The sequence below is a fragment of the Stenotrophomonas sp. STM01 genome (genome assembly GCF_014852135.1).
Lineage (GTDB): Bacteria > Pseudomonadota > Gammaproteobacteria > Xanthomonadales > Xanthomonadaceae > Stenotrophomonas > Stenotrophomonas capsici.
Genome location: NZ_JACVBA010000001.1, coordinates 2,187,945 through 2,201,242 on the forward strand (window position 1 = coordinate 2,187,945; position 13,298 = coordinate 2,201,242).

The window sequence follows — 13,298 nt, forward strand, 5'->3', positions numbered from 1 at the left end:
AGTAGGCTATGCCCCGTTACGGGATCCCCCCGCTTGCGGAGCCAGTCCAATGCGCCATTGATGCCACCGTCGCAATGACGGTCCCTTCCAGTCCCTGCTGCCGTTGGCGGCCGGGTGCTTCGGGCATCGATGGAACCACGCATGACAACTTCCGTATCCGTGACGCTGGATGGCGTCGCTTGGCACACGCCCGATGGGCGCTGCCTTTTTTCTGATCTCACCGCACGCTTCGATGGCAGGCTGACTGGCCTGGTCGGCCGCAATGGTGTGGGCAAGTCCGTGCTGGCGCAGATGATGGCCGGGCTGCGCGTACCCAGCGCCGGACACTGCCGGCGCATGGGCCGCGTCCACTACCTGCCGCAGCAGGTGGCGGTGATTCCCGGGCAGCGGGTAGCCGAGCTTGCCGCTGTGGATAACGTGTTGGCGGCGCTGCTGCGGATCGAGGCGGGCAGCACCGACCCGGCCGACTTCGACGCGGTGGGCGAACAGTGGATGCTGCGCGAAACGCTGCAGCAGGCGTTGTTCGACGCGGGACTGGAGGGTGTCTCTGCGGACATGCCTGTGGATAAGCTCAGTGGCGGGCAACGGATGCGGGTGGCATTGGTGGGCGCGCTGCTGCAACCGGTGGAGCTGCTGATCCTGGACGAGCCCAGCAATCACCTGGACCTGGCTGGCCGGCAGTGGCTGGCCGCGCAACTGCGGGCACGGGGGCAGGGCGTGCTGCTGGTCAGCCACGACCGCCTGTTGCTGGCCGAGGTGGAGCGCATCGTCGAATTGTCGCCGCAGGGCCTGCGCAGCCATGGTGGCAACTACGCCAGTTATGCACAGGCGCGCGCTGCCACAAGGGCGGCGGCCGAAACCCTGCTGCTGCAGCGTCGCCATGAACGTCGCAAGGGCGAGCAGGAGTTGCGCGTCCAACGCGAACGGCTGGAGCAGCGCAGCGCGCGTGGCAGCCGCGATGCGGCCAGGGCCAATCAGGCGCCGATCCTGCTGGGCCTGCAGCGCCAGCGTGCCGAAGCCAACGCCGGCAAGGCACGACAGCAGCTCCAGCAACGGCATGCGGGGCTGGACGACGCGGTGCGGCAGGCGCATGCGCAGCTGGATGCGCCACCACCGGTGTTGCTGATGCCGGCGCTGCTCTCCGGTGGCCCGGAATGGGTAGTGCGGTTGGAAGGCGTGCGTCTGCCGTGGAGCGGCCCGGCGCAGCCTGCGCTGGACCTGTCGCTGCGCCGGGGCCAGCGCCTGGCCGTGAGTGGAGCCAACGGCACCGGCAAATCCACCTTGCTCAAGCTGCTGGCCGGTCAGTGCGAAGCGGTGGCGGGGAACGTACAGGTTGCGGTGCCCGCAGCGCTGCTGGACCAACAACTGGCGGTCCTGCCGCCGCAATGCAGTGCGCTGCAGGGGCTGCGCGAAAGCAACCCCCTGCAGGAGGAAGCCGTCTCTCGCAGCCGTCTCTCGCTGCTGGGCCTGGACGCCGCGCAGGCGGTGCTGCCCTCGGCCCGGCTCAGTGGTGGGCAGCGGCTCAAGGCGGCGCTGGCCTGCGTGCTCTACGCGGACCCGCCGGCGCAGCTGCTGTTGCTGGACGAGCCGGGCAACCACCTGGACCTGGAATCACTGGAAGCCCTGGAAGGCCTGCTGCGGCAGTACCGCGGCACGCTGGTGGTGGTCTCCCACGATCCGGCCTTCCTGCAGGCCATTGGCATCGATGCCACGTTGCAGCTGGACAGGGATGGCTGGCGATTGCAGCCGGCCTGAGGCTGTTCTTTCTTTCGCCGGTCACATCGCAGCGGCATCATTGCGCCTTCGTTTTTTGGATGAAGGTGCGGTGCGATGTCCAGGTGGGGATGGTTGATGATGGTTGGCGTGGCATGCTGCTCGACGATGGAAGCCACCGCCGCCCAGAGTTATCCACATGTCTCGGTGTATGCGCACCGTGGCGCCAGCGCGTTGCTGCCCGAGCACACCCTGGCGTCCTACGCCCAGGCCATCTCCGACGGCGCCGACTACATCGAGCCGGACCTGGTGATGACCAAGGACGGCGTGCTGGTGGCACGCCATGAGAACGAGATCGGCTCGACCACCGATGTCGCCGCGCATCCGGAATTCGCCGGGCGCCGTACCACCAAGGTGATCGACGGGAAGAAGATCGACGGTTGGTTCACCGAAGACTTCACCCTGGCCGAGCTGAAGACCCTGTACGCCCGCGAGCGCCTGCCACAGGTGCGCGGCACTGCGTTCGACGGGCAGTTCCGCATTGCCTCGCTGGACGAGATCATCAGCTTCCTGGTGCAGCAGGCCGGCCGCGCCAACCGCGGCATCGGGCTGGTGCCGGAGATCAAGCACGGCAGCTACTTCCGCGGCATTGGCCTGCCGATGGAAGACAAGCTGCTGGCCGCGCTGCAGGGCAATGCCTATACCAAGGTGGCGCCGGTGATGGTGCAGTCCTTCGAGACCGCCAACCTGCGCGCACTGCGCGCCAAGCTGGGCCGCGATTCCAACATCCGCCTGCTGCAGCTGCTGGATGCTGCCGGCGACATGCCGGCCGACGTGGTGCTGGCCGGCGGCACGCTGACCTATGCACAGATGGCGACGCCGGCCGGGCTGAAGGAGATCGCCGGCTACGCCGACGCCATCGGCCCGGAACGGCGCATGGTGATCCCGTGGAACGCGCAGGGGGGCCTGGCTGCGCCCACCGCACTGGTCGGGGATGCGCATGCCGCCGGCCTGCAGGTGGTGGTCTACACCTTCCGCCCGGAGAACCCGTTCCTGCCGCCGGCAATGCGCCAGGGTGAGGAGAACGCGCGCAACCCGGAGGCATCGGTGGCCGAGATGCGCGAGTACCTCAAGGCCGGCATCGATGCCTTGTTCACCGACGATCCCGCACTGGGCCGCCGCGCGGTGGACGGTATGCAGTAAGCGCGGCCTTGGCTGTGATGTGGAGGGGTAAGCCTGTCGACCAAGGCCGCGCTTACGCGGGGTCGTTCGGGTCGCGCCGGCGCAGCGGCACCACCACTTCGTAATCGCGGCCCTCACGAGGCTGCCACAACACCGGTACCTGCCGCGGGGACGGTGGCTCGAGCTCATCGGCGTCGGCCAGCACCTCGTCCTCTTCCTCGTCTTCCCAGCTGTAGCGCTTGCGGGGGGCCATCGGGTCGGCGTGGCGGAACATCAGCGCGGCGATGACGCCGGCGGCGGCACCGCCCATGTGCGATTGCCAGGACACGCCCGGCTCATGCGGCAGGATGGTGATCAGCATGCTGCCGTAGAACAGGAAGGCGATCATGCCGGCGGCGATGGCCGGCCGGTCGCGGCGCAGCAGGCCCAGCACGAACACCAGGAACATCAGGCCGTGGGTCACGCCGCTGGCACCGAGGTGATGGCTGCCGGGCTCGCCCAGCAACCAGGCACCCAGCCCGGAACCCGCCCACAGCAGCGGCAGCGCGCGCACGGTGGCCTTGGGGTAGACGCTGCCGGCCAGCGTGCCGAGGATCAGCAGGGTCACCGCATTGGCACCGAGGTGCTCGATCGAGCCATGCAGTAGCGGGGCGCCCAGCAGGCCCCACAGGCCCTTGGCTTCCAGGGGCGCCACCGACCAGGCGCGCCAGTCCCAGCCGCTGCTCTGCACGGCGAACACGGCCACCAGCAGCAGCACGAAGCCCAGGCTCAGGTTGAAGGCGCGCAGCACCCGGTTGCGGTCGCTGCGGTCATTGGCCGGCGAGGCGCCGGTGGCGGGGACGTTTGGCGTATCCATGTCATTGGGATTGCGGCGGGTCCCCGGTTTGCAAGGGGGACGGGCATGGGAACCGCTGTGCCGCCAACGGGACAATCCCGCTGGCGGCGGTGGATCAGCCGTGCTTCTGCTTCGGCGGGATCTTCAGGCTCAGGACCATGGTGGTGACCAGGATCGCGGCGACCACGCCCAGCGACACCGGCACCGGGATCTTGTACAGGTCGATCAGCAGCATCTTGGCGCCGATGAACGCCAGGATCACGGCCAGGCCGTACGGCAGCAGGTGGAAGCGGTCGGCCATGCCGGCCAGCAGGAAGAACATCGCGCGCAGGCCCAGCACCGCGAACACGTTCGAGGTCAGCACGATGAACGGGTCGGTGGTGATGGCGAAGATGGCCGGGATCGAGTCCACCGCGAAGATCACGTCGGTGACCGCGATCAGGATCAGCACCACGAACATCGGGGTGAACCAGCGCACGCCGTCCTTCTCGGCGACCAGCCGGTTGCCGTTGTACTCGTGGCTGATGCGCAGGTGCTTGCGCATGAACTTCAGCGCCGGGTTGTCATCCAGGCTGGGCTCCTGGCCGGCGGCGAACCACATCTTCCAGCCAGTGAACAGCAGGAACGCACCGAACACGTAGAGCAGCCAGTGGAACTGGTTCACCAGCACGGTGCCGGCGAAGATCATCACCGTGCGCAGCGCGATGGCGCCGAGGATGCCGATGATCAGCACGCGCTGGCGCTGGGTCTCGGGCACCGCGAAGTAGCCCATGATCAGCAGGAACACGAAGATGTTGTCGACCGCCAGCGCCTTCTCGATCAGGTAGCCGGTCAGGAACTGCAGGCCGATCTCGTTGGCCACCGCGGTACCGGCGGTCTCGTTCAGGTAGTACCAGAGGCCGGCATTGAAGGCCAGGGCCAACGCCACCCAGCCGATGGACCACAGCAGGGCCTCCTTGAAGGTGACCTTGTGCGGGCCGCCGTGGCGCATCAGCACCAGGTCGATCAACAGGGCGGCGATGACGACGGCGATGAAGCCGCCCCAAAGCCAGGGATTACCGATTGTCTGGATCATGGGAAATTCCGGTCGTTAAAAGGGTTCTCGGAACCACACAGGCCAAGAGCTGGACACGGAATCGGGGAGACCGGGGACAGAGCTTCGCCAATGCGGCGAAGGTCTTGCTCACAGTACCGGAGGCCGGAACTGCCGTTGCACCGGAGCCTTGCGGCTCGAACTGACGGCGACAACGTCTGGGAGCTACTCCCCTTCTGGGGCTGAATACTGCCGGCTGCGCCCCGCACAGTCAATGAGAGCACCGCGGGAGCGGCCCCCGGCGCGGCTACAATAGCGGCATGAATACCCCACTCCCCGTCGTACGCCTGAAGAACGCGTGGCGCTCCAGCCACCCGTGGATTTTCCAGAAACTGGTCGAGAAGCCGACCGTCAAGCCGAAGTCCGGCACCATCGTCGACGTGGTCGGCGTGGACGGTGAGTGGATTGGCCGGGGCTTCTACAACGGTCATTCGCGGATCGCCGTGCGCATTCTGGAAACCCATCCGGAGGTGGCGGTGGACCAGGCCTGGTTCAGCCGCAAGATCGCCGAGGCGGTGTCGCTGCGCCGTGACGTGCTCAAGCTGGACCAGGTCTCCAATGCCTGGCGCGTGGTGCACAGCGAGGGCGATGGCCTGTCCGGGCTGGTGGTGGACCGCTACGACGACCTGATTGTGGTCGAGTTCTTCGCCGCCGGCATGTTCCGCCACCGCGAGTGGATCTACGAAGCGCTGCGCGAACAGTTCCCGGGTTGCCGTTTCCACAGCTTCGCCGACGAGCACGTGCAGAAGCAGGAAAGCTTCGACTTCCACGGCAACACCACCACCGAACCAGCGGTCATCACCGAGTACGGCATCAAGTTCCGTGCCGACCCGGCCGGCGCGCACAAGACCGGTTTCTTCGCCGACCAGCGCGAGAACCGCGAGTGGCTGAGCCAGCAGGTGGAAGGCAAGAGCGTGCTGGACCTGTGCTGCAACACCGGTGGCTTCGCCGTGTACGCTGCCGCGCGCGGCGCCAGCGACGTGCTGGGCGTGGACATCGACCAGGACGTGATCCAGATCGCCAAGGGCAATGCACGCCTGAACAACGCCAAGCCGCGGTTCGTGCAGGCCGACATCTTCCCGTGGCTGCGTGATGCGGCCAACCGCGGCGAGCAGTACGACGTGGTGATCCTGGACCCGGCCAAGATGACCCGCGACCGCGACCAGGTCATCAATGCGCTGAAGAAGTACCTGGACATGAACAAGCTGGCGCTGGGCGTGGTCAAGCCCGGTGGCCTGTTCGCCACGTTCTCCTGCACCGGCCTGGTGGCCGAGGACCAGTTCCTGGACATGCTGCGCCGCGCCGCGTTCTATTCCGGCCGCACCATCCAGATCCTGAAGGTGGCCGGTGCCGGCCCGGACCATCCGTTCATGGCGCACGTGCAGGAATCGCGCTACCTCAAGGCGGTGTTCTGCCGCGTGGTGGATTGATCCGGGATTAGCGGGAGGGCCTTACCCCTCCCCAGCCCTCCCCTTGGCTGCGCCAAAGGGAGGGGGCGGATCGCGCGCGGCGGGTGTCCGGCGCGCCCATGCCGTCCGTCACTGGCCGTGGCCGGTAGGCGGGGCTAAGGTCGGGCCTTTCCACCCCTGGTGAGGCCTCATGACGCTGCGTCCCCTGTCCCTGTTGGTATCCCTGTCGCTGTGCTTCCCGCTGGCGGCCTCGGCCGTGGAGTTCAGCCAGGCCGAACTGGCCAAGGCCAGCGAACTGCAGCGCCGCCTGCTGACCCTGGACTCGCACCTGGATACCCCGGCCAACTTCGCCCGGGCGGACTTCAACATCATGCAGCGCCACGACCACAACGCGCTGTCGCAGGTGGACTACCCGCGCATGGTCGAAGGCGCGCTCGATGGCGGCTTCTTCGCCATCTACACCGACCAGGGCGACCGCACCCCGGCCGCGCACACCACCGAACGCGACCATGGCCTGCAGCGCATGCTGCAGATCCACGAGATGCTGGCCGCCAACCCGGACAAGTTCCAGCTGGCGCTGAGCGCCGATGACGCGGCGCGGATCAAGGCCGCCGGCAAGCGCGTGGTCTACATCAGCATGGAGAACGGCAGCCCGCTGGTGGCCGACCCCTCGCTGCTCAGCTTCTACTACAAGGCCGGCCTGCGGTTGATGTCGACCGTGCATTTCGCCAACAACGAGTTCGCCGATTCGGCCACCGACCCCAAGGGCGCGGAGTGGAAGGGGCTGAGCCCGGCCGGCAAGGCGCTGGTCAACGAGGCGGTGAAGCTGGGCATCGTGATCGACCAGTCGCACGCGTCCGATGCGGTGTTCGACAACCTCATCGAGATGATGCCGGTGCCGTTCATCCTGTCGCATAGCTCGGCCAAGGCGGTGTTTGACCACCCGCGCAACCTCGACGACGCGCGCCTGCGCCAGCTCGCCGCCAAGGGGGGCGTGATCCAGGCCAATGCCTATGGCGGCTACCTGATCGACGAGACCAAGACCGCCGAGCGCAAGCAGGCCGAGGAAGAACTCGGCAAGCGCCTGGGGGGCTGGGACGACATGAGCATGGCCAAGGGCGTGGAACTGGCCCGGGCGATGGCCGAGCTGGACCAGAAGTACCCACGCCGCAAGGCGACGCTGGATGACTTCTTCCAGCACCTGGGGCACATGCTGGACGTGGTCGGGCCGGACCACGTGGGCATCGGCATGGACTGGGATGGCGGTGGTGGCGTGATCGGCATGGAAGACGCCGCCGACCTGCCCAAGATCACCGCATGGTTGCAGCGCCGTGGCCTGAGCGAGGCGCAGATCGCCAACATCTGGAGCGGCAACGTGCTGCGGGTGATGCGCCAGGCGCAGGACTACGCGGCCAGGCAGGCTCGGTAACGCAGGTAGGCTGGGATGTAATCCCACAAACACAAGGCGGGCCGAAGCCCGCCTTGTGTCATCCACATGGAGCGGTGGATTACCGCTTGCCCAGCACCGCATTGCGGCGGCTGTACACCGCGTAGACCACCAGGCCCAGTGCGTTCCATGCCAGGAACCACAGCTGGGTGCGGGTGGGCAGGCTGAAGAACAGGTAGATGCAGCCCAGGATGGCGACCGGGCCGACGATCCACGCCAGGGGTGCGCGGAACTTGCGCTCGCGGCCGGCCTCGCGCTTGCGCAGCACCAGCAGGCACAGGCCCACTGCGGTGAACGCGGCCAGGGTGCCGGCGTTGGCCAGGGCGGCGATCTCGTCCAGGCGCGCCACGCCGGCCAGGGCGGCGACCAGCACGGCGGTGAACAGGGTGATGACCACCGGCGTGCCGGTGCGCTGGTTGACCTTGGACAGGCCGCGCGGCAGCAGGCCATCGCGCGACATCACGAAGAAGATGCGGCTCTGCCCGTAGAAGAAGGCCAGCAGCACGGTCGGCAGGGCGATGATGGCGACGATGCCGATCACCAGCGCGGCGGTGCCGTGGCCCAGTTCGCGCATGATCAATGCCAGCGGCTCGGCGCTCTTGCCGAACACCGTGTAGCTCATCGCGCCGACCGCGGCAGCGGCCACCAGCAGGTAGATGATGGTGCAGCCGACCATCGAGCCGATGATGCCGATGGACAGGTCGCGCTTGGGGTTCTTGGTTTCCTCGGCGGCGGTGGAGATCGCGTCGAAGCCGTAGAAGGCGAAGAAGATGATCGCCGCGGCCGCCATCACGCCGCGCTCCACGCCGTCGGCGCTGACCGACTTGGGGAAACCGTAAGGCATGAACGGCTGCAGGTTCTCGGCGTTGAAGGCCGGCAGCGCGACGGCCACGAACACCGCCAGCGCGATCAGCTTCAGCACCACCAGCACCGCGTTGACCGTGGCGCTCTCGCGCGTGCCCAGCATCAGCATGCCGGCCACCAGGAAGGTGATGACGATGGCCGGCAGGTTGATCACGCCACCGGCGTGCGGGCCGGCGGCCAGCGCCTGCGGCAGCATCACGTTCCAGCCGAAGGAGGTGTGCAGCCACTCCAGGAAGCCGACGAAATAGCCCGACCAGCCCACCGCCACGGTGCTGACCACCAGCGAGTACTCCAGGATCAGGCTCCAGCCCACCACCCAGGCGATGGTCTCGCCCAGCGCGCTGTAGCTGTAGGTATAGGCGCTGCCGGCGGCCGGCATCATCGTCGACAGCTCGGCATAGGCCAGCGCCGCGCAGGCGCAGATCACGCCGGCGATGATGAAGGACAGCAGCACCGCCGGGCCGGCCTTGTCCGCGCCCACGCCGATCAGCGTGTAGATGCCGGTACCGACGATGGCGCCAATGCCCAGTGCGACCAGGTGGGGCCAGCTCAGCGAGGGGATCAGGCGGCGGCCTTCTTCGTGTTCGGTGAGCTGGTCGATGGGCTTGCGCCGGAGCCAGGACTGCATGCGGACCTCACGGTTCGTGGTGATTCAGGAAGTCGGCGAGTGTCGCCGAATGCAGTGCAGCAAAGCCAGAAAGATGCGCGGTTTCAGCGGGCTTTGGCGATTGCCATTGGCATCGCTGCCGGAACCGGCACAAAACCGGGGCCGCGCGCTGATCATGAATGGCGAGGGTGGGCGAGCAGGTAATCCCGCAGCGCCACGGCCTGGTTGTACCGGGTGTCGCGCGCGCCGTAGACCAGCGTGACCGGGCCGGCGTCGAGGGCGTCGCGCAGCGGTTTCAAGTGTTGCGGGGAACCGGCCAGTTCCGCGGCATAACGGTGCTCGAACGCCTCCCAGCGCTCGGGCTGGTGGTCGAACCACTGGCGCAATGCGGTGCTCGGGGCCACGTCCTTCAGCCAGGTGGCCTGCAGCTTCTCGCGGCTGACGCCGCGCGGCCACAGGCGGTCGACCAGGAAGCGCTGGCCGTCGTCGGCGCTGGCGGCCTCATAGGCCCGTTTGCAGGAGATCTTCATTGCCCACCCGCCTCGCACTGCCAGGGATGTCGGCCGATCGTACCGCTCTGGCGCAGCGGCTCCTATTCCAGGCCCAGCCGCACGCCGAACACCATCAGGCACACGCCGACCGCGCGGCGCAGCCAGACCCCGACCCGTGGATACCCGGCCAGGCGCCGGGCGATGAACTGCCCGCCGAAGATCAGCACCGAGCACCAGCCGATGCTCAGCACGGCGATCAGTACCGCCATGGTCGCCAGGGTCAGCGCGCCACGTTGCCGGGCCGGGTCGATGAACAGCGGGAAGAAGGCCATGTAGAACAGGATGGCCTTGGGGTTGAGCACGCCGACCAGCAAGGCCTGCCGGAACCAGCGCCGGCCATGCTGGACCGCATCGCTGCCGTTGCTGCCGGCGGCCGGTTCACGCAGCAGCTGCACGCCTACCCAGATCAGGTAACCCGCACCGAGGTAGCGCAGGCCGGCGAACAGCGCCGGGTGTGCCTGCAACAACGCGGCCACGCCGGTGGCGGCGATGGCGATCAGGATCTGGTCGCCCAGCATCAACCCGCCCAGCGTCGCGTAGCCGGCGCGCACGCCGCCGCGCGCGGTGGCGGTGAGCAGGGTGAAGGTGCCCGGGCCGGGCAGCATCAGGAATAGGATCACCGCCACCACGAAGGTGCCGACGTCGTTGATGCCCATCCACGGCATGGCTCAGGTCCCGGGCTGGGCCGCGCGCTGTGCGGCCAGGCGCTGCTTCACCGCGGAGATCAGCGCCGGCAGGTCGTCATGGCGCGGCACGCCATAGCGGTCACCGGTGATGTCCAGGTTGCCCTTGCGCCAGAAGCCGGCCGGTGCGGCGACCAGCAGCTTGCCCGAGCGCGCGTACAGCCCGAACTCCAGCAGCGTGATCGGGCTCTGCGTGCCCGGCGTGAAGTACATCAGCACGATGTCGGCCTGTTCCAGCGCAGCCAGCTCCCATTCCACCTGGCGGCGGAACTCGGGTTCATCGGCTTCCGGGCGCCAGGCCGGGTTCCAGTCGGCGCGGCGCGGGTTGAGCATCAGCACGCCTTCGTCGGCCAGTGCCTGCTGCACCTGCTGCTGCCAGTCGCCGGCCTTGCCCATTTCGATGCTGCCGGCCAGGAACACCTTGGGACGGGTGTCGTGGGCGGGCAGTGCGTGGGGCGAGGTGACGGTCTGCGAGGGCGCGGCCGGTACCGGCAAGGGCGCCAGGCAGGCCAGGCCGAGCAGCAGGGAAAGCGACGGCTTCATGGGAAATGGGTGGTGCAGGGGGGCCTACATGATCGCAGATGCGGCGCAGGCGGTGAGATCGACGGGGCTACACTTGCATGCATGCAAACCGAAACCCTGATCCTGGCGGCCCTGGTGCTGGTCGTCCTCGTGCTGCAGCTGGTGCTGCTGTTCCGCCGCGCCGATAATGCCACGCTGGAGAATGCGCTGCGCGAGGAGCAACGCATCGGCCGCGGCGAACTGCGCGAGCAGCTGGAGGCGATGACCCGCCAGCAGGACGCGCGCATGGACGGCTTCGGCCGCAACCTCACCGACCTGTCCACCCGCACCGACCAGCGCCTGGACCTGCTGCGTGACAGCCTCAACGACGACGCACGCAAGGGCCGCGAGGAAAACAACGTGCTGCAGCAGCAGCTGGCGCAGCTGCTCGGCGCGCGCCTGCAGGAAGTGCGCGACCAGCTTGATGCCTTCGGCCAACAGCAGCAGGGGCGCATGGACGTGTTCGCGCGCCAGCTGGCCGGCCTGCAGCAGGCGCTGGTCGAAGACACGCGCAAGGGCCGCGAGGAAGGCGTGCAGCTGCAGCAGCGCTTCGGTGAACTGCTCGGCCAGCGCCTGGTCGAGCTGACCCAGCGCAACGAGACCGGCATCAACGAGATGCGGCAGACGCTGGAAGCGCGCCTGAAGGACCTGCAGGGCGACAACGCCACCCGGCTCGAGCAGATGCGCCAGACCGTGGACGAGAAGTTGCAGAGCACGCTCAATACGCGCCTGGATTCGTCCTTCAAGCTGGTGTCCGAGCGGCTGGAGCAGGTGCAGCGCGGGCTCGGCGAGATGCAGCAGCTGGCCACCGGCGTGGGCGACCTCAAGCGCGTGCTGAGCAACGTCAAGAACCGCGGCGGCTGGGGTGAAGTGCAGCTGGACAACATCCTGGAGCAGACCCTGACCGCCGAACAGTACGCGCGCGGGGTGAAGGTGCGCCCGGACAGCGGCGAGATGGTCGACTTCGCGGTGCGCCTGCCCGGGCGCGGCGACGAGCAGGCGCCGGTATGGCTGCCGATCGACTCCAAGTTCCCGCGCGAGGACTACGAACGCCTGCTCGATGCGCAGGAAGCCGGTGACCTGGAGGCGGTGCGCGGCAGCGGCAACCAGCTCGAACGCGCCATCCGCGTACAGGCCAGGTCGATCAGCGAGAAGTACATCGTGCCGCCGCACACCACCGACTTCGCGGTGATGTTCCTGCCGACCGAAGGCCTGTATGCCGAAACCATCCGCCGGCCGGGCCTGGTCGACGCGCTGCAGCGCGAACACCGCGTGGTGATCGCCGGCCCGACCACGGTCACCGCGCTGCTCAACAGCCTGCAGATGGGCTTCCGCACGCTGGCCATCGAGCAGCGTTCTTCCGAAGTGTGGAGCCTGCTGGGCGCGGTCAAGGGCGAGTTCGGCAAGTTCGCCGGCATCCTGGAGAAGGCCGAGAAGCAGATCAACACGGTCGGCAAGAGCCTGGGCGATGCCAGCCGCAAGACCCGCACCATCGAGCGCAAGCTGCGCGGCGTGGAATCGCTGTCGGCCGACGCCGCGCAGGCGCTGCTGGGCGATCTCGGCGGCGAGGATGAGGCCGAAGACACGGGTGCCGACGAAACCTGATCGCAGGCGACGCCGGGCATTACCGGCATCACTGGAACAGCGCGTAACGGGCACCCCGAGGTCGTGCCAGCGCCATCCACGCCCGCTATGCTTGCCCTCCCCAACCCCCCGCAGGAAACCGCAATGACTGCTTCCGTGTATGACACCGCGCTGACCACCATCGATGGCGCACCGGCCACGCTGGGCGACTACCGCGGCAAGGTGCTGCTGGTGGTCAACACCGCCTCCAAGTGCGGCCTCACCCCGCAGTACGAAGGCCTGGAAAAGCTGTACCGCCAGAAGAAGGGTGACGGCCTGGAAGTGCTGGGTTTCCCGGCCAACAACTTCAACGGCCAGGAGCCGGGCAGCGAGGACGAGATCAAGCAGTTCTGCGCGCTCACCTACGACGTCAGCTTCCCGATGTTCTCCAAGATCAGCGTGGCCGGCGCCGACATCCACCCGCTGTACCAGCAGCTGACCGCGGCCCAGCCGGTTGCCACCGGTGATGGCCCGCTGCGCGAGAAGCTGGCCAGCCTGGACATCCCGACCAACGCCGCGCCGGCGATCCTGTGGAACTTCGAGAAGTTCGTGATCGGCAAGGACGGCAGCGTCGTCGCCCGTTTCTCGCCGGATACCCCGGCCGACAACGCGGCGCTGCTGGCGGCCATCGATACCGCCCTGGCGGCGTGACGCGCGGGGCCGGGATCGCCTCCCGGCCCTGCTGCGTAACGGGTTCCAGCGGCACGAAAAAGCCCGGGTTTCCCCGGGC

General features: G+C 67.9%; 12 protein-coding genes. 6 read left to right on the forward strand and 6 right to left on the reverse strand.

Features of this window, described 5'->3' with window-relative positions; all coding sequences use genetic code 11:
- Nucleotides 1–141 precede the first annotated feature (141 nt).
- Nucleotides 142–1,755 carry an ATP-binding cassette domain-containing protein gene (locus tag IB227_RS09925; protein WP_225591646.1) on the forward strand — a complete coding sequence of 538 codons (1,614 nt, stop codon included), beginning with the start codon at nucleotides 142–144 and terminating at the stop codon, nucleotides 1,753–1,755.
- Nucleotides 1,756–1,830: 75 nt separating this feature from the next.
- Nucleotides 1,831–2,916, forward strand: a complete 1,086-nt coding sequence (locus IB227_RS09930; RefSeq protein ID WP_192287197.1) for a glycerophosphodiester phosphodiesterase — start codon at nucleotides 1,831–1,833, stop codon at nucleotides 2,914–2,916.
- 52 nt (nucleotides 2,917–2,968) lie between these two features.
- Here IB227_RS09930 and IB227_RS09935 read toward each other — a convergent pair whose 3' ends face one another.
- Nucleotides 2,969–3,751: a rhomboid family intramembrane serine protease gene (locus IB227_RS09935; protein ID WP_192287198.1), complete on the reverse strand. Its 783-nt coding sequence runs from the start codon at nucleotides 3,749–3,751 to the stop codon at nucleotides 2,969–2,971.
- Nucleotides 3,752–3,845: 94 nt separating this feature from the next.
- Nucleotides 3,846–4,802, reverse strand: coding sequence for a TerC family protein (locus tag IB227_RS09940; protein WP_132866114.1), 957 nt, complete (start codon nucleotides 4,800–4,802; stop codon nucleotides 3,846–3,848).
- 281 nt (nucleotides 4,803–5,083) lie between these two features.
- Here IB227_RS09940 and IB227_RS09945 point away from each other — a divergent pair, with 281 nt between their 5' ends.
- Nucleotides 5,084–6,253, forward strand: coding sequence for a class I SAM-dependent rRNA methyltransferase (locus tag IB227_RS09945; RefSeq protein WP_132864071.1), 1,170 nt, complete (start codon nucleotides 5,084–5,086; stop codon nucleotides 6,251–6,253).
- Between the two features lie 169 nt (nucleotides 6,254–6,422).
- Nucleotides 6,423–7,661, forward strand: coding sequence for a dipeptidase (locus IB227_RS09950; protein ID WP_192287199.1), 1,239 nt, complete (start codon nucleotides 6,423–6,425; stop codon nucleotides 7,659–7,661).
- 79 nt (nucleotides 7,662–7,740) lie between these two features.
- On the opposite strand, the gene IB227_RS09955 is transcribed toward IB227_RS09950, so the two are convergent.
- The 4 genes from IB227_RS09955 to IB227_RS09970 form a co-directional block, all read right to left on the reverse strand.
- Nucleotides 7,741–9,171 (reverse strand): amino acid permease, encoded by a 1,431-nt coding sequence (locus IB227_RS09955; protein ID WP_192287200.1) that lies wholly within the window; start codon nucleotides 9,169–9,171, stop codon nucleotides 7,741–7,743.
- A gap of 152 nt (nucleotides 9,172–9,323) precedes the next feature.
- Entirely contained in the window at nucleotides 9,324–9,680 is a 357-nt protein-coding gene (locus IB227_RS09960; protein WP_132864074.1) for a DUF488 family protein, read from the reverse strand.
- 62 nt (nucleotides 9,681–9,742) lie between these two features.
- Nucleotides 9,743–10,366, reverse strand: a complete 624-nt coding sequence (gene leuE / locus IB227_RS09965; protein WP_192287201.1) for a leucine efflux protein LeuE — start codon at nucleotides 10,364–10,366, stop codon at nucleotides 9,743–9,745.
- Nucleotides 10,367–10,369: 3 nt separating this feature from the next.
- Nucleotides 10,370–10,927: a nucleoside 2-deoxyribosyltransferase domain-containing protein gene (locus tag IB227_RS09970; protein WP_192287202.1), complete on the reverse strand. Its 558-nt coding sequence runs from the start codon at nucleotides 10,925–10,927 to the stop codon at nucleotides 10,370–10,372.
- Nucleotides 10,928–11,008: 81 nt separating this feature from the next.
- Here IB227_RS09970 and rmuC point away from each other — a divergent pair, with 81 nt between their 5' ends.
- Nucleotides 11,009–12,550 (forward strand): DNA recombination protein RmuC, encoded by a 1,542-nt coding sequence (gene rmuC, locus IB227_RS09975; protein ID WP_192287203.1) that lies wholly within the window; start codon nucleotides 11,009–11,011, stop codon nucleotides 12,548–12,550.
- 123 nt (nucleotides 12,551–12,673) lie between these two features.
- Nucleotides 12,674–13,219 carry a glutathione peroxidase gene (locus IB227_RS09980; RefSeq protein ID WP_132864078.1) on the forward strand — a complete coding sequence of 182 codons (546 nt, stop codon included), beginning with the start codon at nucleotides 12,674–12,676 and terminating at the stop codon, nucleotides 13,217–13,219.
- Nucleotides 13,220–13,298: the final 79 nt, after the last annotated feature.